Here is a 24,867-nt window from a genome sequence, read left to right as displayed (position 1 = left end):
TCTATAAGGAGGTGATCCAGCCGCAGGTTCCCCTACGGCTACCTTGTTACGACTTCACCCCAGTCATCAACCACACCGTGGTGATCGCCCTCACTAAGTTAGGCTAACCACTTCTGGTGCAATCAACTCCCATGGTGTGACGGGCGGTGTGTACAAGGCCCGGGAACGTATTCACCGCGGCATTCTGATCCGCGATTACTAGCGATTCCTACTTCATGGAGTCGAGTTGCAGACTCCAATCTGGACTACGATAGGCTTTTTGAGATTCGCATCACATCGCTGTGTAGCTGCCCTCTGTACCTACCATTGTAGCACGTGTGTAGCCCTGGTCGTAAGGGCCATGATGACTTGACGTCGTCCCCGCCTTCCTCCAGTTTGTCACTGGCAGTATCCTTAGAGTTCCCGGCTTAACCCGCTGGTAACTAAGGACAAGGGTTGCGCTCGTTGCGGGACTTAACCCAACATCTCACGACACGAGCTGACGACAGCCATGCAGCACCTGTATTCTAATTCCCGAAGGCACTCCCGCATCTCTGCAGGATTCTAGATATGTCAAGACCAGGTAAGGTTCTTCGCGTTGCATCGAATTAAACCACATGCTCCACCGCTTGTGCGGGCCCCCGTCAATTCATTTGAGTTTTAACCTTGCGGCCGTACTCCCCAGGCGGTCTACTTATTGCGTTAGCTGCGTCACTAAGTCCTCAAGGGACCCAACGACTAGTAGACATCGTTTACGGCGTGGACTACCAGGGTATCTAATCCTGTTTGCTACCCACGCTTTCGAGCCTCAGTGTCAGTATTATGCCAGAAGGCTGCCTTCGCCATCGGTATTCCTCCAGATCTCTACGCATTTCACCGCTACACCTGGAATTCTACCTTCCTCTCACATACTCTAGCTCAACAGTATCAGATGCAGTTCCCAGGTTGAGCCCGGGGATTTCACATCTGACTTATCGAGCCACCTACGCTCCCTTTACGCCCAGTAATTCCGATTAACGCTTGCACCCTCTGTATTACCGCGGCTGCTGGCACAGAGTTAGCCGGTGCTTATTCTGCAGCTAATGTCATCGTCCGTGGGTATTAACCACGGAGTCTTCTTCACTGCTTAAAGTGCTTTACAACCAAAAGGCCTTCTTCACACACGCGGCATGGCTGGATCAGGGTTTCCCCCATTGTCCAATATTCCCCACTGCTGCCTCCCGTAGGAGTCCGGGCCGTGTCTCAGTCCCGGTGTGGCTGATCATCCTCTCAGACCAGCTACAGATCGTCGCCATGGTAGGCCTTTACCCCACCATCTAGCTAATCCGACTTAGGCTCATCTAATAGCGAGAGCAGTAAACTGCCCCCTTTCTCCCGTAGGTCGTATGCGGTATTAATTCGAGTTTCCCCGAGCTATCCCCCACTACTAGGTAGATTCCTAAGTATTACTCACCCGTCCGCCGCTCGACGCCTGGTAGCAAGCTACCATCGTTTCCGCTCGACTTGCATGTGTTAAGCCTGCCGCCAGCGTTCAATCTGAGCCATGATCAAACTCTTCAGTTTAATCTTGCTATGTAACCCTTTAAAGAGGCTACTAAACTTGGCTCATCTAATCTGGCAAAATCGCTAAAAATTATGTTCGTAATGAATTAACTTTGAGTTTTTCTGCTGTCTTAAATGATAATTTTTATAGTTAATAATCTTTCCGAAAAGAAAAGATAGTCAACTTTATTTTTTAGCATTCTGAATCAGCAAAAATCCACACAAGTTGTTCTTTAGTTATGCTTTTAAATAGTGTTCATCTACTGTCGTCCAGTAGGTGATTATATAGGGTGTCTCTTTCACCATTTAGCTCTAATCCCTTGCGGGTTAAGCTATCTAGCGAGCCGACTATCTTATCATAATGATTTGATTTGTCAAGCTTTTTTATAATTTGTTTCAGTAAGTTAGTCAGGTTATTTATATGTAATTACATATAAGCTTTCCTGCTTTGCCTTAATGAGGTGCGTATTATAGACGCTTTTAATGCTGTGTCAAGAAATAAATTATTCTATTTAAAAGTAATTTATTTGGTCAGCTGGACGATTCGATGGTAACCCATCTCCTAATCCGCTTCCCCTTCCGACTGGGACGCATTATACGCGTATTTGAAAGAGGGTCAAGGGGGTTTGGAGATTTAAATTAATATATATCCTAACCCCTTGATTACTTACGATTTAACGCTTCCACTTCAACTTTGCTCTTACATTTTACTTTTTAACGTAGTAAAAATACCTGATAGCGCATAAATGATACCAATGGCTAGAATACCTACAGGTATGTCATATAGTACGATGCTCATGACCAATACACCAATGATAAGAACCACAAACGGCACTTTCTTTTTATCAAATTCTTTAAAGCTATAGTATTTAACGTTACTAACCATGAGCAAGCCGCAAATAACCACCCAAGCCGCGAATAAGAACATCACTAGTGTGTCGTATTCGCCTATCCACTGATTGTGATCGATGGCAACCATAACAGCCGCAGTGACCAGAATTGCAGCCAGTGGACTGGCTAAACCAACAAAGTATTTTTTGTCAACGATACCAACCTGCACGTTAAAGCGCGCCAAGCGAAATGCACCACAAGCCGTAAACACAAAAGCACAGGCCAGACCGACGCGACCCAGAGGTTGCAGCGCAAAACTATAAATCAAAATAGCTGGAGCCACACCAAATGCCAACATGTCAGCTAACGAGTCGTACTGCTCACCAAAGGGGCTTTGCGCATTAAGCATACGCGCAACCCGCCCATCTGCACCATCTAGTATGGCAGATAAGAAAATAGCTAGCGAGGCTTTATAAAACTCGCCTTGAGTACTGGCCAAAATCGAATAAAAACCGGATAGCAGCGACAAGGTGGTAATCAGATTGGGCGCTAGATATACGCCGCGACTGACCACGCGCTTGCCTTCGGCAACTTCTGCTTCAATCACCTCAAAAGTCAGACCATCATAATTATCATTGTCCGCTAAGCGAATGTTAAATTCATGCTCATCAACAAAAGGCGGCGACGTTGCCGCATTGTCCTGTAACAGTGGCTCTTTTACCAAACCATCATTCAGATGCTCGCTATTTGATTGACCTTTAGGTGGTTGCTCAGTAGTCATCTTAATACCCTCATTCACCGACATTGCTATTCATTGACACCGCTATCTACTGACGTCACTATTCGCCGACTAGCCAGCGAACGTTGGTGGCACTATCAGGCGTTAGGTCTGGCGCATCAGCCACTTTTAGTACTGGCTGTAAGAAACGTAGAATTTCACGAGCATGGTTATCGAACTGCCACGGCGGATTAATAACCAGCATTCCCGTGCCATTAAGACCCACGGCGATATCATTTGGATAGATATTCAGCTCACAAACCAACTGACGTCTCATTTCAGTACGTTTTAACTTCTTATAGAACAGCTCTACCGCTTCGATATTTTTAATCGGAAACCACAACGCATAAGTACCCTGTGGCCACTTATTATAAGAGTGCACCAATAGATCAATCAGACGGGTAAAGTCTTTGTGTTCTTGCTCGTAGGGAGGGTCTAAGAATATCAGACCGCGACGTTCTTGTGGTGGAATAACCGCACGAATACCTTCAAAGGCGTCCCGATGATGAATACCGATTGGCAATTTATGCAGCTGATAGTTCAGAGCATCGTACTCACTGGCTTTGGCTTCAAAGGCTTCACCGCGTACGCCCGCATCAGGGTTCTTTTCGACATGATGGGCGATCCACCACGGTGAGCCAGGATAGACTTTTTTGTCGTAAGTGAAACGGGCTTGCTTGATCCCTTCCATATACTCTTTGACAGCAGGTGGCGCTTTTGCGACATCGGCGTTTACTAACGCTTGGATGCCACCTTTAGCTTCCCCTGTTTTGCGAGCCTCTTCACTGGCAAGTGAATACAGGCCACGACCGCCATAAGCATCAAGCACATAAAAAGGTTTGTTTTTTTGCCCCAGTTGATTGAGCAATTGTACCAATAAAATGTGTTTAACCACATCAGCAAAGTTACCAGCGTGGTAGGCGTGTTTATAGTTCATAAGTTCAAAAGTTTAAATAAGAAAAATTGCATCTATGGTAGCATAGGCAGAGTAAAAGATAACGATGGTTTTGGTAAAAAGGCATTGATTGACGCTGTATTGCAAGCGAATTGACTGTTTACTGATAACGGCGAGACGAAATGACAAAGATTATTAGCAATCTTGAGGTGACACAGTTGGTGGTCGATAATCCTATTGGTCAGGATAATCCGCCCATGCTTTTTTTGCCGACTCTGGACAATGGCGCGAAGCCACCAAGTCAGCACGTCCTAAACATGTCGGACTTTGACGTCAATTGGTCAGACAAGCTAACAGATGCGCAGCTTGATAAGTTTGTAGATGACGGTTGGATAGTTATTGATGATATCTTTAAGGATAAAGCACTATTAGCATTGCAGGCAGAAAGTGGCTTTATCGACTACCGTGATGCCGAGCTGACGGCTGGTATTCGTGTGAGCAATATTCGTGGTGACCGCATTCGCTGGATCACCGAAAATTTCTTTGCAGGCTATTATTATTTGCAAAGTATCAATGCGCTTGCCGCCTTATTCAATCGCAGTTTGTTCGCCGGTATTCGCCATAGTGAAGCACATTACGCCTGTTATCCTGTAGGCTTTGGCTATCAATGGCATAGTGACAATCCGACTGGTCGTGATGAGCGCGTTATTTCAGCAGTATTTTATCTTAATGATGATTGGAGCGATAGTGATGGCGGCGCTCTAGAAGTCGTTGATAAACATGGCATTCATCATAATGTCATGCCAGTTGCCAATAGATTAATCATATTTGACAGTGACTTACAACACCAAGTACAAATCGCCCATCGTCAACGCTACTCTATCGCGACGTGGATGCGCCGAGATGGTTTGGTGCCGTTTGTTGAGGGCTAGAAAAAGTATTATTGACCACTTACTCCTAACTTATCAAAAACGGTTGTAGTTGTAAGCTAAATTTTTAATCCAATCTACGCGCATAAAAATATACGATTTGAAGTAAATTAATAATTTAACTAAAAATAAAAGGTTTATCCATGTCTGACGCCAATAAACAAACCCTTACCCATCAACAAGCGACCCTAGACTTAAGTATTGCGTTATTGGAACGCCCTTCGGTCACCCCAGACGATGACGGTTGCCAAGATATACTATCGTCTCGACTAAAACAGGCCGGATTTGACTGTGAGTTTATGTATTTCGGTGATAGAAAGCAAAGCGGTGAGCATGCCGAGGTCAAAAACCTTTGGGCACGCCGTGGCACAGCTGATCCGGTCATTTGCTTTGCTGGTCATACCGACGTCGTTCCAACGGGCGATGAAAATAATTGGACTTATCCGCCATTTACGCCAACCATTGCTGATGGCTATCTATGGGCGCGCGGTGCCGCTGACATGAAAACGGGCATTGCCGCTTTTACTATCGCCGCTGAACGCTTCGTTGCCAATCATCCTGAGCACAATGGCTCTATCGCCTTTTTAATTACTTCAGATGAAGAAGGCCCGTCCATCAATGGTACAGTCAAAGTCATTGAAGCCTTAGAAGCGCGTCAAGAGAAAATTACTTATTGCCTCGTTGGCGAGCCATCAAGCACTGATACGCTAGGCGATATTATCAAAAATGGTCGTCGTGGCTCATTGGGTGCAGTACTCACCGTCACTGGTAAGCAAGGCCATGTCGCCTATCCGCATCTGGCGTCCAATCCTATCCACGCCGCCATGTCAGCCTTAGCAGATTTGACAAACGCCACTTGGGATAACGGTAATGATTACTTCCCTGCAACTTCCTTGCAAATCTCGAACATCAATAGTGGTACAGGCGCCACCAACGTCATTCCAGAAACGCTTGATGCTGTTTTTAACTTTCGCTTTTCAACAGAAACTACCGAAGATGAGCTAAAAGCAAAGACCCATGCGATATTTGATAAATATTTTAAAGACAGCAAAGCCAGTTATGATATTCATTGGAAATTATCTGGTCAGCCGTTTTTAACGCCAGAAGGTAAATTGGTCTCAGCGTGTCAACAAGCGATTAAAGCCGTCACTGACGTTGACGCTACTCTATCAACCTCTGGTGGCACTTCTGACGGACGCTTTATCGCTCCGACTGGTGCGCAAGTCGTCGAATTGGGTGTACGTAATGCGACGATTCATCAGGTTGATGAAAAGGTAGAAGTAGATGACTTGGGTAAATTGGCGCAGATTTATGAGGGAATTTTGGAGAATTTGTTGTTAGGTGATGATTAATCTACAGGAAAGTGGTTATGAAAATTAATAAATCTCATTTACTTTTGGCACTCGTAAGTTTTGGTTTATTAGTCAGTGGTTGTGACAATATCGAAAAAATGCAGCCTGAAATATATGCAGAAAAGGTAGGTTCTAAAAAACTAACTGACCCAGATAACAGTAATGATCTCGATAAAGTGCCAACGCCGCAGAGCGAAGTCAACTTTTCAGCTAATTCTGCAGCTAAAACACAATGGTCTACATTCAATAGTGATGAACAAGTTAATGAGATAAAACGTATTGTCGTTAGTTACGGCGGTGAGTTACAAGGCTTAGGTTATAGTGATGCTAAAATCCTAGAAACTGCTGATATTTATGTCCCAAATGCTGATATATCAGACGCTAAACGCTTACAGTTGACTAAAACATTATCAAAGTTGGTAGGAGCACCTATCGTAATAAACATTTTAGACAGTAGGGTCATCGATGCGATGGGAAGCTTGGAAACTTTAGAGCTATCAGCAATTAACCAAGCTCAGGTAGCAGATTTTTCGATTTATAATGACGAACATGTTAACGAAGTTGCACGCATTGTAGAAATGCATGGCGCTAAATTGCAATCTGTCGGTTACTCAGGTGATTCAGAGCTTAGCCTCTCAATTAGCTACTATCCCAAAAAACTGACTAAGTCTGATTTTGAAAATTTAGAAAGAGAGTTAAAGCAGCTAACGGGTTTTAATGTCACCGTGTTTAAAAAGAGTGTGAGTATTAAGCCGCTTTGATGATTACATTTTTATGCTAATTGGTGGGTTACGATTGAGCTAACCCACCCTACATCACATACAATATTGCGTGATAGAGTTGCGACTCTACTCAATACCAATATAGAGATCTACCTGCCCATACTCTAAATTACCGCCAATATAATGCTCAAAATCGACCTTATAAGTGCGTGTATGCTCACAGCTTGGATTATTAAAGTACTCCCAAGCCTTTTCCCATGCATTCATCACAGTGTTAGGCATATTGCCTTTTTCTGAAAATACCAAGTATTTTCCGGCAGGAATACTCACTGTGACCACATCGCTCGCATTAGTCGTATCGTCACTGTCGGCTTTCCAACTCGCCACAACATCAAAAGCGCCCACTAAATCATCGCTCTCGTAGTTATGAAAGACGCCATAAATATCTTCACCTTCAGAAAGGCTTTTCATATGGTTCTGATAAAACTTTTGCCATAATCGACCCAATTTTGCCGTGTCATGGCTGATTTCAGCATTATTAGTGGTACGAGCACTGATGCCTTTGCAAACTATCGCGTCGGACAGCTCTTTAACTTGTGAAGTCATGATATCGCCTATGCTGTGTATTTATTCGATTTTTATTTGAGATAAAGTTAAAACTCTACTATCTAAAGCCATACTTAAATCACTTGCTTAACGTTGCAGCGTTCATCTAATCCGCTTCATCAATCCAATTCATCTGAATGGCTTCTAAGATGCCTTCATTGGATTTTTGTGGATCATCATCAAAGCCTTCAAGCTCGGTCACCCAGCGATGCAAATCAGTAAAACGTATGTACTGTGGATCAGTCTCTGGGAATTTTTCGTAAAGCTCGATAGCGATATCTAAGCTGTCGGTCCATTTTAGTTTTTGCGGGATCATAGTGGCTCCTTAACTTTTATAATTTTAATAAAAAATGTGATCGAATTAACGGTTGATTTAATAGCCCCTATCCTATCAAAATTCGTCCTATGATTATAGGCAAGTTCGTTAAGCACTCTCTGTTACTTTCGACGACTCAGCAGATTTGGTAGACTTAATCGCCACTTGGTGCTTATTCCACGTCGTAATCACCTCGGTCATCCGCTCCCCTGTCATATCCAATACCTCAGGCGCACATTTCCCTTTTTTATTGGTCAATACAAACTTAGTCATACCAACGCCCATCAACTGGTTTTTTACAAAGAAACGCGTTTCAAAATAGATATATTTTTTATCCCAACCGACCAGCACGCTATTGACTGTCAATTTACTAAGGAATTTAATTTCTTTAAGATAGACCATCTCTTGCATAGCGATGACCCAACCTAAATTATTAATACCTTTTTGATGACAGCATGCCATTAGCCAACGGGTAACGTTCAGCTCAATAAAAGACAAGTAGCGATAATTGGGCAAATGATCTCGAAAGCCCATGTCATGTGGCAATACTCGATAATGCCGAATCGTCGGTGCAGTCAAGGATTCAACACTCAGCCGCTCACTCACTGATTGCTGCTTGAGTTGCTGTTTTAGCAAACTGACCATAATAAAAAAACGGAGCAACATGTTCATAAATAACTCTCTTAACGCTTATTTCGTATAAGCTTAATTTGTATGAATAGCGACTTAGTGTAAATGTGGCATACCTTAACGCAAAAAAAGCCACCTCAGTGACTTTTTTATTTGAAATCTTATATTTGAAAGCTCGTATTCAAAAACCGATTCTAGCGATTAATGAGCACCATTGATACTACGTACCATCTCTTCTACCATTTTCTTGGCATCACCAAAGATCATCATAGTTTTGTCCATGTAGAACAAGCTGTTATCAAGCCCTGCATAACCCGTGCTCATCGAACGTTTGATAACCATCACTGTTTGAGCTTTGGTCACTTCCAAGATGGGCATACCAAAGATAGGTGAGGTTGGATCCTCTTTTGCAGAAGGGTTGACCACGTCATTGGCACCGATGACCAAGACCACATCCGTACTGGCGAAGTCTGAGTTGATCTCATCCATCTCAAGGATGTCATCGTACGGCACATCCGCTTCAGCCAATAGCACGTTCATGTGTCCTGGCATACGACCAGCGACCGGATGAATCGCAAAGCGAACATTGACACCTTCTTCTTTTAATAGCTCATATAGCTCTTTTACCGCATTCTGTGCACGGCCTTGCGCCATACCATAACCCGGTACGATCACCACGTTGCTGGCATTGGCCATCAAGAAGCCAGCATCTTCTGCTGAACCAGCTTTATAATTCTTTGGTGCACCATCATCGCCACCTGCTGCCACAGCTGCCGTACCCATTCCACCGAACAATACGTTAAGTAATGAGCGGTTCATGGCTCTACACATGATATAAGACAAGATTGCACCTGACGAACCAACGAGCGAACCGGCGATAATGAGCATCGAGTTGCCAAGGGTAAAACCAATACCGGCCGCCGCCCAACCAGAGAACGAGTTCAGTAAAGACACAACGACTGGCATGTCGCCGCCGCCGATTGGGGCAATCCACATCCAACCGAATACCACCGCCAGTACTGCCATCGCGTAGAAAGCAGGCAATGAATCAGTCATAAAGTAGACGATACCAAAGCCAATCATCGCAATGAACAAGATAGCTTGCACGGGTTTGACCCAACCGCCGACCAATGTTTTGGCCCAACTCTTCGCTGCCAATTTACCAAAGGCGAAGACAGACGCTGAGAAAGTAATCGCACCAATAAAGCAACCGATGAACAATTCTAAACGGGCAACCGTACCATGTTGTTGTTCAGTATGAAGTACCGTTGCTAGAGCAATGGCAACAGCTGCCAAACCAACGAATGAATGCATTAAAGCAACCGTTTCTGGCATCTGAGTCATTGCGACCGTTTTTGCCTTCCACATACCGACGATAGCACCTAACACCATGGCACCAACAATCAACCAAAGCACAGGGCCTTCCGCTAAGAAGAATGTCGTTGCAACGGCAATCGCCATGGCCACCATACCAAAACGGTTACCACGAATGGCGGTTTTTGGGCTAGATAGACCACGTAAGGTCAAGACAAAAAGAATGGCACCGATTAGATAAAACCAGTCAGCATTGGCTGCAATCATACTTGTTAAATCACTCATGCGTCGCCTCCGCTTTCAGTCGTTACCACTGGGGCTTTTTTTGCTTTGGGTTTAAACATTGCAAGCATACGCTCAGTCACGGCAAAACCACCAAATATGTTAATGCTGGCTAAAAATACGGCAAACGCACCTAGCAAACTGGTTGGGGTAAACATAGCGCCGTCAATATTGACAGTCTGTAGCATCGCACCAACGATGACAATACTAGATAAAGCATTGGTCACTGCCATTAATGGCGTGTGCAATGCAGGCGTGACGCCCCAAACGACGTAATATCCGACAAAAATAGCGAGCACAAATACGGTAAAAATCGCTACAAATGGTGTGCTACTCATGGCCGCACCGGCTGGCGCTGCAGCTAAAACAGTGGCAATCATCTAATCCTCCTAAAAATTTATTCGTGTCTGGCAAATGTATGGTGACAAATAGTGAAGTGACAGGCGGTTAAAACCTAGCGCTTAGCGAGGCGTACCTGACTCTCATGCGTCACTGCCAGTGCGCCCTGAATCTCATCTTCCATATCTAAGTTCAGTGCCAGTTTAGTTGCTGGAGCGTCATCTGTAGCGGCAGGAGCAATTAAGGTTGTGATAAAGTTAACAAGGTTATTGGCATATAAATCTGAAGACTGTGCTGCCAGTTGCGATGGGATGTTGGCCGCCCCAACAATACGCACGCCATTGGCCGTGGTGATGGTTTCATCAGGCACACTGCCTTCGACGTTACCGCCTGTGCCAGCCGCCATATCGATCAGCACTGAGCCTGCCTTCATTTTGGCAAGCGTGGCGCCGTGCACTAAGCGCGGCGCTTGGCGACCAGGAATCTGAGCAGTCGTGATGACAATATCAGCATTGCTTAAGGCTTTGTCCACCACCGCTGCTTGGTCTTTGACATATTGCTCCGATGGTGTCCAAGCATAACCACCTGTGGACTTAGCTGTCTCAGCTTCTTCTGCACTCATCGGCACATCAAGCCACTTACCACCTAATGACTCTACTTGCTCACGAGCAGTCGGACGTAAATCACTGGCTTCAACGACGGCGCCTAAACGCTTCGCCGTTGCAATGGCTTGCAAACCTGCAACACCGACACCTAAAATGACGACTTTGGCAGGTTTAACCGTACCGGCTGAGGTCATAAACATCGGGAACGGACGCGAATATTCGTTGGCAGCTAGTAGTACTGCTTTATAACCAGCAAGGTTGGCTTGTGAAGACAATACATCCATATTTTGTGCGCGCGACAAGGTGCGTGGTAATAGCTCCATGGCAAAGGCAGTAACGCCTTTAGCCGCATAAGTATCTAGCTGGCTATTACGATAGGGGTCGAGCATACCAACGACGATCTGACCCGTTGTTAGGCTCTCTGTCACCGCAGCAGGCAAGTCATTCACCGTGGTAATAATCTGAGACTGGGTGACTACCTCGGCGCTGCTATTGGCAATATCGGCACCAGCAGCCTGATACAACTCATCAGCATAATACGCTGCTTGACCTGCACCTGACTGTATGACGACTTCAAACCCAAGCTTACGCAATTTTTTGACCGCGTCTGGGGTTAGCGCTACGCGACTCTCGCTCGCGATATCTGCACTGATTACACCGATTTTCATACCGTCTCCTTACTTACGTCTTAATGACTACCTTTAATACCCTCAACGCACATTTAAAAAGCACAGGGGACAAAAAAACCTTTGGTCACTATTGGTTTAACATTAACCACCAAAGATTATCAATTTAATAAATGATAGCGAATTTGCCATCATGCCTTTTTATTATAGAGATAACGTCCGCTAACTTTCATTGCCTAATGATGACCCACAAGTAAAATAAAAAGTTAGGCATTTACACCATCTGCATAACTTTTATTGTTATATTAAAAAATTTTACTTTTTAAAGAACTCGTTAGACCTTATGATATATAGGCTGAGGGAACTAACTGCGACCTATAGAATACTTGCGAGCTGCCAGTATAGCGTAAAAAACACAAAACTGTGCCGAGTAAGTCAAGTTAAACCTGTGTATATCGTATAATGAGAAAGCTTGACACCTTAATAGGTTGGTCATCATAGATTGATCATGGATTCACTATAATAAGGAATAACTATGTATTTTGTACTCTCCCCTGCCAAATCTCTCAATGAGAAAGACGCGGTGCCAGTCAACTTAGGTAACTACTATAGTCAGCCTGAGCTGATTGAGCACTCACAGGCGCTAATGAAAACATTAAAATCGAAAGAGCCGATTGATTTGCAAGAGCTGATGAGCATCTCCGACGATTTGGCCCAGCTAAATGCTGAGCGCAACCAACAATGGAGTTGGAGCAAAGACAAGCCCTTTACCGATGACGCGTCTGGTAATACCGCTAAACCCGCTGGTTATTTATTTGATGGCGATGTCTATACGGGCCTTGATATGTATCATATGGATAAAAATACCGCCATTTATGTCAATGAACATCTGGGTATTTTGTCGGGGCTTTATGGGGTATTGAAACCTCTCGATTTGATTCAACCATATCGCTTAGAGATGGGCACTAAACTAAAAAACGAGCGCGGTGATAATTTATATGAGTTTTGGGGCGAGGAAGTTACTGATACCATCAATGCGCGTATGGCTGATAGCGATGACAAAGTATTGATTAATTTGGCTTCCAATGAGTATTTTAAAGCGGTGAAAAAAAAGGCGCTAAATGCTGAAATTATCACACCACGATTTGAAGACGAGAAAAATGGTCACTATAAAGTGATTAGCTTTTATGCCAAAAAAGCGCGTGGCCTTATGGTAAAGTATGCGGCAGATAACAAACTGACCAATGCTGAGCAGCTTAAGCAATTTGATTTGGCGGGTTATTATTATTGTGCAGATGTGTCGGATGATAAGACGTGGGTGTTTAGACGGGATGAGGCGGCTCAATAGTTTTTAAAAGCCCTCCAATTTGCATAAAAAAACCCCGATAAGCCAAAGCCTATCGGGGTTTTATTTGAACTAGGTTAAATAGACTTTATGACAAAGTCATACTTCTGGCGAAAAGCGCTTTGTCGCAGATGACGCACGAAAATAGTACCTATTGTAAATTAAGCGCGTCTAACAAAGAGAAATCGCTTTGTAGCAGAAGTAGAGTTACATCATGCCGCCCATTCCACCCATACCGCCCATTCCACCAGCGCCCATGCCAGCCATACCATCATCACCTTGAGCAAGTTCAGTAATCATGACTTCAGTCGTAAGCATAAGACCGGCAACAGATGCCGCGTTTTCTAGTGCTGAACGAGCAACTTTAGCTGGGTCAAGAATACCCATGTCTAGCATATCACCGTATTCGCCAGAAGCTGCGTTGTAACCGTAGTTACCGCTACCGCTCTTCACTTCGTTCACAACCACTGACGCTTCTTCGCCTGAGTTGGTCACGATTTGACGTAATGGGGCTTCCATTGCGCGGCGTAAGATATTGATACCCGCGTTTTGATCGTCGTTATCACCACGTAGCTCAGACAATGCATTCATTGCACGAACTAGGGCAACACCGCCGCCAGGAACAACGCCTTCTTCGACCGCTGCACGAGTCGCATGTAGCGCATCATCAACGCGATCTTTCTTCTCTTTCATTTCAGTTTCAGTCGCAGCGCCCACTTTGATAACGGCAACGCCGCCAGCAAGTTTTGCCATACGCTCTTGTAGCTTTTCTTTGTCGTAGTCAGACGTTGATTCTTCTACTTGACGTTTGATAGACTCAACACGGTTTTCGATGTCAGCTTTGTTACCAGCGCCATCAACGATAACGGTGTTTTCTTTACCGACAGTGACTTTCTTAGCCGTGCCCAATTGCTCTAGAGTAGCAGTCTCAAGGCTCAGACCAATCTCTTCAGAGATAACCGTACCGCCAGTTAGCGTGGCGATATCTTCTAGCATAGCTTTACGACGATCGCCAAAACCTGGTGCTTTAACCGCACAAGTTTTTAAGCCGCCACGCATGTTGTTCACAACCAATGTTGCCAATGCTTCATTTTCTACGTCTTCAGCAATGATTAGCAATGGCTTGCTTTGCTGCATGACTTGCTCAAGTAATGGCACGATCTCACGGATATTGCTGATTTTTTTATCAACAAGCAAGATGTATGGGTTTTCAAACTCAGCGGTTAAGCTGTCTTGCTTATTCGCAAAGTACGGGCTGATATAGCCACGGTCGAACTGCATACCTTCCACAACTTCTAAGGTATCTTCAAAGCTTGAACCTTCTTCAACAGTGATGACGCCTTGCTTACCGACTTTTTCCATCGCTTGAGCAATCAATTCACCAATTTTAGTGTCTGAGTTGGCAGAGATAGAGCCCACTTGAGCAATTGCTTTTGAATCGTCAGCTGGGGTTGATAGCAAATGGATTTGCTCAACAGCAGCGCGAACCGCTTTATCGATACCGCGCTTAAGATCCATTGGGTTCATGCCGGCAGCAACAGACTTCATGCCTTCTTGCAAGATTGACTGAGCCAATACGGTCGCAGTCGTTGTACCATCACCAGCGACATCGTTGGTGCGGCTAGCGACTTCACGGACTAATTGAGCGCCCATGTTTTCAAATTTGTTTTCAAGCTCGATTTCTTTGGCAACCGATACACCATCTTTAGTGATGGTAGGTGCGCCGAAAGATTTATCGATCACCACATTACGACCTTTAGGGCCTAAGGTAACTTTTACTGCGTTTGCTAGAACGTTTACGCCGTCCATCATTTGTTTACGGGCATCAATGCCGAATTTTACGTCTTTTGCCATGTTAAATTACTCCACTATTATAAGTATAGAAATACAATTGAATGAGTCGATACAGTATTGTTAAGAACAATTGTCTTAAATGCGCTGAGTATAAACATACTCAAAAAGGACTAGCCTTCTAGCACACCCAATACATCAGATTCTTTCATAATAAGTAGTTCTTCGCCGTCAACTTTCACGGTTTGACCAGCATATTGACCGAACAAGACTTTGTCGCCAGCTTTTACATCTAACGCGCGAGTTTCACCGTTGTCACGAATCTGACCGTTGCCAGTGGCTAGCACTTCACCTTGTGAAGGCTTTTCTTGAGCAGAACCAGGTAACAAGATACCACCGGCCGTTTTGGTTTCTTCTTCTATGCGGCGGACAACAATACGATCATGTAAAGGACGAATATTCATCAATATGTCTCCAATAAGTTGGTTGTTTGAATTAAAAGTTTATTTGGTTTGAGTGTCTCAATACTTATATCTTCAAACGCTATTTTTTTAAACAGCATAATAAGGATAAGTGTTGAGCTTGTTTCAAAAAGTGGGGGCAAGGTGAGTTCGGTTCAAGTGTAAACGCCAAAAATTTACAAGAATTTTTGAGTTAGTAGCGCATTTATCTACGAATAACCAAGAATCGCTCAAAGCGCCCTAAAATAAAGACCTCAATATAAAAACGATAACCCGTCATAGAAGCTTTAACGAGTTGCCATAATAAGCAAAGTCAGAGCCGTTTTTGCCTATTCTAAAGCGCTTTATAGTAAGGTGCTCACAGTAAGTTACTCTTAGTAATAAGATCAACTGTCAGTAACATCGGCTACAAGAGCCACACGTCTGACTCTGCGGTGACCCTTGAAAATGTAACAGAGTATGACCATTATAGTGCTTAATAACATAATAATAGTTATAAACCATCCTACAGATAGAAATTAAGGAATATCCATGAGTTTTTTATCAATCAATCAAAAACCATCAATCGTTAACGCTAATAATACAACGCGCAGTAAATCTAAATTCTTAACCGCCTTAACCACGGGCGCTAGTATTGCTGCCATCGGAGCTTTGAGTATGACTGCCCCTACCCTTGCCAGCGCAAAAACCATTCAACCATCAAGCGCCAATTATAGCTTTACAGTAGAAGACAAATACAAAGGCACGGCTACTCGCACGCTTAATAAATCAGGCAATACGTGGAAATATAATGTCAGTGCACGGGTAGCCGGTGTCGCAAGCGCCGCACAAAATAGTACCTTTACCATCAATGGTAATAATGTCATTCCAACTCAAGCCAGTACCACTTATAAACTTTTAGGAATTGGGCGTACGCATAAATTAGACTTTAACCCAAGCAGTAAAAAAGTCGTCAGTAACTATAAAGGCAAATCAACAACCCTAAATATGGCGCAGCAAGCTTTTGATGATTTAAGCCTTGAGGTGCAAATTCGCCAAGACTTATTAAACGGTAAGTTCTCGGGCAATTACTATATGGCAAAGAAAGATAAAATTGAGAAAACACCCTTTAAAAAATCTGGCAATACCAAAATCACCGTGCCAGCCGGTACCTTTGATACCGTGCGTGTCGATCGCATCCATGATGACAACAGCCGCTCTACCAGTTTTTGGCTCGCACCAAGCTTAGATTATCTACCAGTAAAAGTAAGCCAAATCAACGATGGTAAAAAGATGGATTTAGAGTTGACCAAAGCTAACTAATTACTTATTTCACAATAAATAATTAACACAAAAAAAGCGGCGCTCTGCATGGGGCACCGCTTTTTTATGGGATTAAATGGATGTCTCAAATTGATAAAGAACGACTAGCGAGAACGAGGCTGCTTAACCACGTTATTCATCGAAGGCAGACGTTTGAGTAGTAAAAACAACCAAGTATTAATCAAGAACAACAGCACGAAATCAAGCAAATAAACCATAATTTCAATCATACTGCTGCCATAGACGCGGGTGAATAACACGACTCCACTCGCCCCTAAATATACTAGGGTCAGCATACTGCCAATCAATAACATATAGGGCGAGCGACCACGTAATATCACTGGTGTCAGGATAAAGGCAGGAATCAACCACAGCGCTTGCCAAGCGATACCACCAATGATATCGGGGCTAGTCGGATTAAAAACACTGATCATAATCGGCAAGGCCAGCAACCGATATGCCACCCAAACCAACCACGTTAGCAGCAAGCGTTGGCGCATCGGTGCAATAGACTTGCCAGTGTCAGCAGTATTCTCTACTGGGGCATTGGCCTTGTTCTTAGAGCGGTTAGTAGCCATTAGAAGGTTTTTCCTTATCAGCAATATATCAATGCAGCTTAGCGACCAAAGTTAGCCTGTGATAAAGCCGTCGCTGTGATAGCCAGTCTACGACCTTGCGCAATTGCCAATTCACGCTCATCAGCAGATACCGGTTGATCATGCAACGCGCCGCTGACATGACTCACGCCATAAGGCGTACCACCGCGATTAGTACGATTGAGGGCGGGCTCTGCATACGGTATACCTACGATCATCATGCCATGATGCATCAACGGTAACATCATGGTCAGCAGTGTCGTCTCTTGGCCGCCATGCATCGAGCCGGTCGCCGTAAATACCGACGCTGGCTTGTTTTGTAGATTGCCTGCCAGCCAAAGGGTGACCGTATTGTCCCAAAAGTATTTCATGGGCGCGGCCATATTGCCAAAGTGCGTCGGGCTACCAAGCGCCAGACCGCTACAGTCCTTTAGATCATCCATGGTGCAATACAGATCACCATCATCTGGTATCGCAGGCTTGCTTGCCGTGGTTTCGGGGGCAACGGTAGGCACAGTGCGGATACGCGCGCTTATGCCAGCATCTTCAATTCCTTGGGCAATCGCATATGCTAATGTCTTAGTCGTACCATAACTAGAATAATAGAGTACCAAAACATAAGGGGCGGTCTGACTCATTAGCAAAACTTCCTCATAAAATCATCGACGTTATTGTCTTCAATTATTATCTTTAATAGCATTGGCAGTGTACCAGCGTTTTAATATGCCAGCAGGTTGTTCATTTTTACACAGCCATTGCGATGCATTTTGCAGAATTTATCAGCAAAATGTATGTGCACATTATGCCCGAGTCATTGACTGACATGCAAACAAACCCTGCTTGACATTATAGCGAGCCAAACACGGTAACGGTTGCTGCTGTGCATTTTGACACAATTATTTGGCAGATGCCTGCGACTCATTTTTGTTACACTATTGTCACTCTTATCGCTGCTAAATGGTCGACATGGAAAACCTATTAAAAAAACTCCCGTTCTTACACCAACGCTGGTTTCAGTTCTTACGATTTTTAACCCGGCACTTTTTTGAAGACAATTGCCAGCAAAAAGCAGCATCGCTTACCTATACCACCATGTTATCTATTGTACCGATACTGACGGTACTATTGATGATTCTGTCCTCGGTACCAGCATTGGCTTCGGTCAGAGCACAGATTTATGAGGTGATTTATAGTAACTTACTGCCGCAATCGAGCATGCAAGTCAGTGAGTACATTAATAGCTTCGCTGAAAAATCATCTAATCTGACTATCATTGGTGCGATGGTGTTGTTTTTTACCACCATCATGACCTTGACGACCATTGAGCGTGCTTTTAACCAAATTTGGCGGGTAGAAAATCGTTCAGGTGGCATCAAAAGCATGCTGCGCTATTGGACCATCGTTACTATGGGGCCGCTGGTTTTGGGTACAGCCTTTATCGCCTCAAGTGCCGTGCAAAGCCTGAGCTTCTTAAACCGCCAAATTGCAGGTTATGGTATTGATTGGTCTTTTTGGGTACAAGCCGTCTCAATTGGCATAACCATTGCTGGCTTTATAGGAATGTATTGGTTTATCCCAAAAGCCCGCGTGCCAGCGAAAAATGCAGCGATTGCTGGTATCTTTGTCGCCATTGTTTTTGAGCTGATGAAACATCTTTTTGGTACGGTAATGGCCAACTTTACCAGCTACGAGGCTATTTATGGTGCCTTTGCCGCGCTACCTATCTTTTTATTATGGATCTATTTGTCTTGGAACTTAATTTTATTAGGGGTCGAGATTAGCTATACCTTGACGATTTTTGAAACTGAGGAAGTCTACCCGCGCCATCCGCTGCTTAGCTTGCTAGACATGTTGAATCTCGTGTATACCCATCACTTAGAGGGTGAAGCGGTGAGCGAACAAGCGCTGCGTAATGTGCTAGGTCGCAAAGAGCTACCGAAATGGTATATCTATATTAATTATCTGCAGGACTGCAATCTCATTACCATGACCGAAGATGATGACTATGTACTCAAAAGAGACTTGAGCAACATGACGTTATGGGATTTTTATCGCACGCTGCCTTATCCGCTACCCATCAAGGATGAGCTGGATGAGATGAATCAAGAAGATCAAAAGCCTTGGCTAAGCTTATTGGTGGCTCGCTTTGAGAATACTGAAGCGTTTGCCAAACAGCAGCTGAACTTGCCATTGGGCACTATCTTTACCAACAGTGAGCCGCGCAAAAAGTCAGCAAATGACAAAGCCAGCGCTCACTCGCAGAATAAAAACAAACTGTTTAGAAAAACGATGACTACTTCAACTCAGCAATTAGCCAAAGACGACTCAGGCATTCATCATGATGCCCCGCATTTTGACCCTGCGGCTTATGATAAAGACAGCGATCTAGACTGCGACAATCATAACCACGAAATTGTGATTCCTAAAGATACCGACGAACAACCAGCAGCCCTTGACACTGATAGACGTGGCGGTAAAAGCGCTATCATTACTGAAGCAGACAACCCAAAAGCAATATAAATAAACTAATAAATAAGTAGTAAAAATTATTAGTGAGCGTGATGGCGGTTAATGTGCCTTAGCTAATAAATATCTATTAATTGTCGAATAACTATTATTTTGGATACCTTAAGACTTATGGCAGCCGACAACCATACTAAAAATACTCTTTTTACCCGCGCGGTCGATACAGGGCAGAACGGCTTAAAAAACCTCGCACAGTTATGGTCGCTAAAGACGCTAACCGACTTGCCTGATCGCTTGAAAAACCTGTGGGAGCAATTAATTGGCTCTTATTGGTTTATCCCAACCGCTTGTGTGCTTGCGGGTATTTTACTTGCCCCTATCTTAGTCACGATTGATGAGCACTTTGACCGTGAAACCGTTAGGGAGCTGAGTTTTGCCTTTACTGGTGATGATGATGCGGCGCGCGCAATTATGACTGCGATTGCAGGTGCAGTACTTGGCGTCGCAGGTACTACATTTTCGATTACTATTGCCGTACTGTCGATGGCCTCCTCACAATTTGGCCCTCGATTATTACGTAACTTTTTGACAGATACGCCGAATCAGTTTGTCTTAGGCGCGTTTATCGGTACTTTTAGCTATAGCTTATTGGTTTTAAAGTCGATTCATAAGTATGACGTTGACTTTGGTGTGCCGCAGTTGGCGGTGACCTTTGCCATTATTATGGCGATTATCTGTGCCTTATTGTTGGTATACTTCGTGCAACATATGGTGCATGCCATTCAAGCATCGCATGTCATTGAAAATGCCAGCAACGATGCGCTTAAAAACATTCACTATTGGTATGGCGACCATTGCGATATCGAGCATCAGCGTGATATCGAGCATCATGATGTTGAGCAGTTTCACACTTGGTTAGCGACACCCATCTACTCACCAAGCTGCGGCTACCTGCAACAAATTTATTTAGAATCTCTGATTACTTTGACACAAGACTACGGTGGCGTGGTACAACTCCATACCAATCTGGGCCATTTTGTCACTGATAAAAATGTCATCGGCTATTTCTATCAGCGCCCAGCAGACCATCCAAACAACCTGAAAAAGACTAAGATAAACCATCTTGCGGTGATACCGCGTGCACCCGACGGCATATTTTGGCAGCGCTTTGCCACTTGCATACGCCTTGAGCAACGGGTGACGCACTCTAATGACATCGCGTATAGCCTAGGACAAATGACTGAGATAGCGGTACGGGCGCTGTCTCCTGGTATCAACGATCCTAAAACGGCTGTCAATTGCGTGCAATCATTGACTACTTGCATAAGTACCATGATGCGCCGTCAGCCACCAAGTCCATACCATTTTTACTCACCAACGCAAGATAACGACGAAACCTCTGAAAATTTTGTGCCGCAGCAGCGAGTGTCTATCTTGGCTGTTGTCACTCATACACCCAAGATATCGGACTTTATTGATACTTCGCTTGGCGAGATACGCCGTTACGCGACGGCTGACCTGATGGTATTAAAAGCACTCTGTCAGGCGATGGTCGACCTTAACTACGCGCGCGTGAATGGCGCACAGCAACAAACCTTACTGCATGAGCTGAGCTTGGTGGCGCGTGCAGGCGAGGAAAATCTGAGCTATAGCGAGTTGGTCAACGATTTAAAGGCCATGTGTCAGCAGGCAAAGCAATTTATTCTTAATGACGATGCTACCCATCAATATTTTGCATACGTGAGTGAGTTTGCCGCCCACATCGATAAAGCGTTACAGACAGAATCAAGCTAGCGATCTGAGTTATTAGTAATACCAAATATTAGTAAAATAAGAACAAACCTCCTATTTATAACACGCTCATAAGCTTTTGGCTTAGAGATACTTTTATATTCACCTGAGACTTCTTTCATGGCATCTACTACCAGTCTGACCATCCTTGAAATCAGCGCGATTTTTTTATCAATTACTGCTTTGTTGACCTATGTCAATCATCGCTTCGTCGGGTTACCCACCACCATTGGCGTCATGGTCATCTCCATTCTTTTGTCTATCGGCGCGATATTTTTGGGGTTTTTAGGCTTTGATCAGCTCATTGATTATGAAGTCAGCCTCTTAGAGCAGCTTGATTTTACGGAAGTATTGCTCGATGGCATGCTCTCTATGCTGCTGTTTGCAGGGGCGCTGCACGTCAATATTAGTGATTTAAAACGTTACAAGCTACCTATTGGTATCCTTGCCGGTCTTGGCACGATAGTGTCAGCATTGCTTATTGCTACTGCCCTCTACTTTATGCTGCCGCTATTTGATTTTGGTTTGCCTTTTCTGTGGTGTTTATTATTTGGTGCTTTGATATCACCGACTGATCCGATTGCCGTGATGGGTATTCTGGCATCAGCTGGCGCGCCAAAAAGCATCGAAACGGTCATCGCTGGCGAGTCCTTATTCAACGATGGTATCGGCGTTGTTATTTTTGTCTTGTTGCTTGGCATTTTATCTAGCGGTGATATTCCAACGGTCAATTATGTGGCACATACCTTGGCTGTCGAGGCTGGTGGCGGTGTTGTCTTTGGCTTGGTGCTAGGTGCTATTTTGTATTATTTACTAAAGAGCATTGATAGCTATCAAGAAGAGGTTTTGTTAACGTTAGCGGGCGTCATAGGCGGCTACGCGCTGGCCAGCCATTGGCATCTATCAGGACCACTCGCTATGGTAATGATGGGCTTAATGGTCGGCAACCGTGGGCGTGAGCTGGCAATGAGTGATAAGACTCGCCATTATATTGATTTATTTTGGGAGTTAATAGACGAGATTCTCAACGCCATTTTATTTGTTTTGATTGGTCTTGAAGTAGTGATAATCGCTTATTCGGGTAACTTATTTATCGCAGGCGGTCTGACTATTATCATCGCCCTACTAGCAAGATTGATCGTGGTTGGTATGACAACCAAGACGTTCAGTCGTCAACTTAACTTGCCAACGGGTGCGTGGAAGGTGCTGACATGGGGCGGATTACGCGGTGGTATCTCAGTCGCCCTAGTACTGCAATTGCCTATGGGCACAGAGCGCGACATTTTATTGGCGCTTACTTATGCAGTCGTAATTTTCTCTATTTTAGTGCAAGGCCTGAGCGTCGGTAAAGTCGCTAGAAGCATTCGCACTGAAGAGAAAACAGTTGAGCTATAAAAAGTAAAACTATAAACAATAAAGCTATCAATTATAAAAGCTTGCGGATAACAAAAACCCAGCACAAGCGATTAACTTTATGCTGGGTTTTTTAATCAGTATCTATAGTCAAGGAATTTCAGAATCGCTACAAGGCGACCGACCGCAGATAGTACACTAAGTACATCTAGGACGGGTAACACTGTAGAGGTTTAAAAGTGCTCTGACTATAAAACTTTATATTAGACCTTTTTGCTTCATATTACGGTATACCACAATAACGATGATAATATTTAAAACAAAAATAGCCAGTTTAAACCAATCAAACGGACGAGCAAGCAGATAATATAACTCTATGGGAATAAATATTCCATAACCGATGACACTAAACCAATACGCCCATGTTTTATCTTGCCACAAGCCATAAGCCTCAATAAAGCGTATCGCTGCATAAATAAATATCAGTAATAAAAATAGAGGCCAGTTTTTACTGGCTTGTTGGGCAATTCGTACCGTACTCTCTACTTGCGGTGCAAGAAGATAACCAAAGTTCTGCTGCCAGGTTGCTGTGGCGGTGGCAAGCCAACGCTCAAGGTCGGTATGCCATAGCCATAACGCGCCTGCCCCGAGTAGCGCGCCAATGCCTTTAGCCACTTCATAGACGGCCACCGCTTTGATCGACTCGCTAGATTCACCGCGTAGCCTATTATCCCGACCGAGCCTTGCATGACGGCTACCCTTCGAGGATGGCTCTAAAGGCTCATCCCGTTGGGGCAAATTAGCCAAAGAACGTCTCCACGACGCGCCCGTGCAGTTGCTGATTAAAGAATGGCGTGTTTTTACCATTGGATAGCATTGATTGCGCCGTGACTTGCCACTCAATATTCGGATCGACCAAGACGGCACCGCCTGCATTTTCGTATTGCGTATTAATACCAGCGATTTTTGCAGGGTTCAGACAGATTTTATCGACTAGCTGCACTAAAGTAAGTACGTCATCATTGACCAGTTGACATGCCAGCGCCATAAAAGTATCAAAGTTTGAGATGCCAGGCGTACAATCGGCAAACGGTGCTTTTTTAGCAGTACTATTCAAAGGTTCATGATGACTACAAATAGCATCAATAGTGCCATCTTTGAGCCCGCGACGGATAGCTTGCTGATCGGTATTACTGCGTAGTGGCGGTAACACGTAGGCTTGAGCATTAAAACCTTCTAAATTGTCATCGGTTAAATACAACTGATGCATAGCTACATCACAAGTCACTGGCAAGCCTTTGTCTTTCGCCCAGCGCATCAGCTCTATCGAAGACTTGCAAGACAATTGACTAAAATGCGCAGCAATCCCCGTTTCTTCTACCATCAATAGCTGTGTAGACAAGGCAACGGTTTCAGCAATCCACGGTATACCTTGTAGTCCGTGATAAGAGGCAATATAACCCTCATGCGCTACCCCATCTCCCGAGAGACTTGGTTCATCAGGATAAAAGAATACCTTCATCCCAAAAGTCGCGGCATATTCTAAGGTACGCAGTAATACCAAATCATTGGCAAAAGGTCGGCGCGCATTAGAGACGGCAATACAGCCCCCTTTTTTGAGTCCCGCAATATTGGACGGACGCTCTCCTTCCAAACCTGCGGTTAATGCACCCAAGATATGTAAATAAATACCGCCATCTTCAAGCGCGCGCTCACGCAAACCTTTCAAGAGCGAGCCATTTTCTAAAATAGGATTGGTATCGGGTGGGATAACCACATGCAAAAACCCATTGGCACGGGCTGCACGCCCTTCTGACTCTAACGTGCCGTGTTGCTGTTGTCCTGGTTCACGTAGACGGGCGCACAAGTCAACCAACGGTGGCAGCAACCACATCTCGCGTCCAGCTTCAAGACTGGCCAGTTTGGCTTTCACAGTATTTGAAAGTGATGCCTTAAAGGTATCAGGAAGATGATCGATTAGCGGTGCATCAGTATTAAGCATAGTGGACATGAGCG

Annotated in this window: 22 protein-coding genes and 1 rRNA gene; 8 read left to right on the top strand and 15 right to left on the bottom strand. The window is 44.4% G+C overall.

What is annotated here, in order from left to right; all coding sequences use genetic code 11:
* Nucleotides 1–4: 4 nt before the first annotated feature.
* From W293_RS0109705 to W293_RS0109695, 3 genes are all read right to left on the bottom strand, one after another.
* Nucleotides 5–1,542, bottom strand: a 16S ribosomal RNA gene (locus tag W293_RS0109705).
* A 679-nt stretch (nt 1,543–2,221) separates the two neighbouring features.
* On the bottom strand, nt 2,222–3,133 hold the full coding sequence (gene pssA / locus W293_RS0109700) for a CDP-diacylglycerol--serine O-phosphatidyltransferase (protein WP_025652240.1): 912 nt from the start codon (nt 3,131–3,133) through the stop codon (nt 2,222–2,224).
* Nucleotides 3,134–3,191: 58 nt separating this feature from the next.
* Nucleotides 3,192–4,067, bottom strand: a complete 876-nt coding sequence (locus W293_RS0109695; protein WP_025652239.1) for a 23S rRNA (adenine(2030)-N(6))-methyltransferase RlmJ — start codon at nt 4,065–4,067, stop codon at nt 3,192–3,194.
* 140 nt (nt 4,068–4,207) lie between these two features.
* On the opposite strand from W293_RS0109695, the gene W293_RS0109690 reads away from it, so the two are divergent.
* The 3 genes from W293_RS0109690 to W293_RS0109680 all read left to right on the top strand — a co-directional run bounded on the left by W293_RS0109690 (nt 4,208) and on the right by W293_RS0109680 (nt 7,067).
* Nucleotides 4,208–4,957 carry a 2OG-Fe(II) oxygenase gene (locus tag W293_RS0109690; RefSeq protein WP_025652238.1) on the top strand — a complete coding sequence of 250 codons (750 nt, stop codon included), beginning with the start codon at nt 4,208–4,210 and terminating at the stop codon, nt 4,955–4,957.
* Nucleotides 4,958–5,097: 140 nt separating this feature from the next.
* Nucleotides 5,098–6,306: a succinyl-diaminopimelate desuccinylase gene (dapE, locus tag W293_RS0109685; RefSeq protein ID WP_025652237.1), complete on the top strand. Its 1,209-nt coding sequence runs from the start codon at nt 5,098–5,100 to the stop codon at nt 6,304–6,306.
* 17 nt (nt 6,307–6,323) lie between these two features.
* The gene (locus W293_RS0109680; protein ID WP_025652236.1) at nt 6,324–7,067 is read left to right on the top strand and encodes a hypothetical protein; all 744 of its coding nucleotides are present in this window, start codon (nt 6,324–6,326) and stop codon (nt 7,065–7,067) included.
* Between the two features lie 87 nt (nt 7,068–7,154).
* On the opposite strand, the gene W293_RS0109675 is transcribed toward W293_RS0109680, so the two are convergent.
* From W293_RS0109675 to W293_RS0109650, 6 genes are all read right to left on the bottom strand, one after another.
* Nucleotides 7,155–7,634 carry a GyrI-like domain-containing protein gene (locus tag W293_RS0109675; protein ID WP_025652235.1) on the bottom strand — a complete coding sequence of 160 codons (480 nt, stop codon included), beginning with the start codon at nt 7,632–7,634 and terminating at the stop codon, nt 7,155–7,157.
* Nucleotides 7,635–7,740: 106 nt separating this feature from the next.
* A complete protein-coding gene (gene iscX, locus W293_RS0109670; RefSeq protein WP_010196865.1) occupies nt 7,741–7,950 on the bottom strand; it encodes a Fe-S cluster assembly protein IscX in 210 nt (69 codons plus the stop codon).
* Between the two features lie 108 nt (nt 7,951–8,058).
* On the bottom strand, nt 8,059–8,622 hold the full coding sequence (locus W293_RS0109665; RefSeq protein ID WP_025652233.1) for an acyl-CoA thioesterase: 564 nt from the start codon (nt 8,620–8,622) through the stop codon (nt 8,059–8,061).
* A gap of 159 nt (nt 8,623–8,781) precedes the next feature.
* Nucleotides 8,782–10,179 (bottom strand): NAD(P)(+) transhydrogenase (Re/Si-specific) subunit beta, encoded by a 1,398-nt coding sequence (locus W293_RS0109660; protein WP_037025328.1) that lies wholly within the window; start codon nt 10,177–10,179, stop codon nt 8,782–8,784.
* Nucleotides 10,176–10,556: a proton-translocating transhydrogenase family protein gene (locus W293_RS0109655; protein ID WP_025652231.1), complete on the bottom strand. Its 381-nt coding sequence runs from the start codon at nt 10,554–10,556 to the stop codon at nt 10,176–10,178. Before W293_RS0109655 ends, W293_RS0109660 begins: the two co-directional genes overlap by 4 nt.
* A 74-nt stretch (nt 10,557–10,630) precedes the next feature.
* Nucleotides 10,631–11,788, bottom strand: a complete 1,158-nt coding sequence (locus W293_RS0109650) for a Re/Si-specific NAD(P)(+) transhydrogenase subunit alpha (protein WP_025652230.1) — start codon at nt 11,786–11,788, stop codon at nt 10,631–10,633.
* 493 nt (nt 11,789–12,281) lie between these two features.
* Here W293_RS0109650 and yaaA point away from each other — a divergent pair, with 493 nt between their 5' ends.
* Nucleotides 12,282–13,094 (top strand): peroxide stress protein YaaA, encoded by an 813-nt coding sequence (yaaA, locus tag W293_RS0109645; RefSeq protein ID WP_025652229.1) that lies wholly within the window; start codon nt 12,282–12,284, stop codon nt 13,092–13,094.
* A 204-nt stretch (nt 13,095–13,298) separates the two neighbouring features.
* On the opposite strand, the gene groL is transcribed toward yaaA, so the two are convergent.
* Nucleotides 13,299–14,945 carry a chaperonin GroEL gene (gene groL / locus W293_RS0109640; RefSeq protein ID WP_025652228.1) on the bottom strand — a complete coding sequence of 549 codons (1,647 nt, stop codon included), beginning with the start codon at nt 14,943–14,945 and terminating at the stop codon, nt 13,299–13,301.
* Between the two features lie 110 nt (nt 14,946–15,055).
* Nucleotides 15,056–15,349: a co-chaperone GroES gene (locus tag W293_RS0109635; RefSeq protein WP_025652227.1), complete on the bottom strand. Its 294-nt coding sequence runs from the start codon at nt 15,347–15,349 to the stop codon at nt 15,056–15,058.
* 525 nt (nt 15,350–15,874) lie between these two features.
* On the opposite strand from W293_RS0109635, the gene W293_RS0109630 reads away from it, so the two are divergent.
* Nucleotides 15,875–16,645 carry a DUF3108 domain-containing protein gene (locus W293_RS0109630; protein WP_025652226.1) on the top strand — a complete coding sequence of 257 codons (771 nt, stop codon included), beginning with the start codon at nt 15,875–15,877 and terminating at the stop codon, nt 16,643–16,645.
* 104 nt (nt 16,646–16,749) lie between these two features.
* Here W293_RS0109630 and W293_RS0109625 read toward each other — a convergent pair whose 3' ends face one another.
* Both W293_RS0109625 and wrbA read right to left on the bottom strand, forming a co-directional pair.
* Nucleotides 16,750–17,223, bottom strand: a complete 474-nt coding sequence (locus W293_RS0109625; protein ID WP_025652225.1) for a hypothetical protein — start codon at nt 17,221–17,223, stop codon at nt 16,750–16,752.
* 38 nt (nt 17,224–17,261) lie between these two features.
* Nucleotides 17,262–17,879, bottom strand: coding sequence for an NAD(P)H:quinone oxidoreductase (gene wrbA, locus W293_RS0109620; RefSeq protein WP_025652224.1), 618 nt, complete (start codon nt 17,877–17,879; stop codon nt 17,262–17,264).
* A 328-nt stretch (nt 17,880–18,207) separates the two neighbouring features.
* Here wrbA and W293_RS0109615 point away from each other — a divergent pair, with 328 nt between their 5' ends.
* The 3 genes from W293_RS0109615 to W293_RS0109600 all read left to right on the top strand — a co-directional run bounded on the left by W293_RS0109615 (nt 18,208) and on the right by W293_RS0109600 (nt 22,893).
* Complete coding sequence (locus W293_RS0109615) at nt 18,208–19,761, top strand: YihY/virulence factor BrkB family protein (protein WP_025652223.1); 1,554 nt, start codon at nt 18,208–18,210, stop codon at nt 19,759–19,761.
* A gap of 117 nt (nt 19,762–19,878) precedes the next feature.
* The gene (locus W293_RS0109610; protein WP_025652222.1) at nt 19,879–21,501 is read left to right on the top strand and encodes a DUF2254 domain-containing protein; all 1,623 of its coding nucleotides are present in this window, start codon (nt 19,879–19,881) and stop codon (nt 21,499–21,501) included.
* A gap of 117 nt (nt 21,502–21,618) precedes the next feature.
* Nucleotides 21,619–22,893 carry a cation:proton antiporter gene (locus tag W293_RS0109600; protein ID WP_025652221.1) on the top strand — a complete coding sequence of 425 codons (1,275 nt, stop codon included), beginning with the start codon at nt 21,619–21,621 and terminating at the stop codon, nt 22,891–22,893.
* A 216-nt stretch (nt 22,894–23,109) separates the two neighbouring features.
* Here the strand turns inward: W293_RS0109600 and W293_RS0109595 are convergent, their stop codons facing one another.
* Nucleotides 23,110–23,658 carry a DUF2127 domain-containing protein gene (locus W293_RS0109595; protein WP_025652219.1) on the bottom strand — a complete coding sequence of 183 codons (549 nt, stop codon included), beginning with the start codon at nt 23,656–23,658 and terminating at the stop codon, nt 23,110–23,112.
* On the bottom strand, nt 23,651–24,862 hold the full coding sequence (locus W293_RS0109590) for a dihydroorotase (protein ID WP_025652218.1): 1,212 nt from the start codon (nt 24,860–24,862) through the stop codon (nt 23,651–23,653). Before W293_RS0109590 ends, W293_RS0109595 begins: the two co-directional genes overlap by 8 nt.
* Nucleotides 24,863–24,867 lie beyond the last annotated feature (5 nt).

It is taken from the genome of Psychrobacter sp. TB67 (assembly GCF_000511065.1).
GTDB classification, from domain to species: Bacteria; Pseudomonadota; Gammaproteobacteria; order Pseudomonadales; family Moraxellaceae; genus Psychrobacter; species Psychrobacter okhotskensis.
This window is presented reverse-complemented; position numbering and strand designations above follow the sequence as displayed.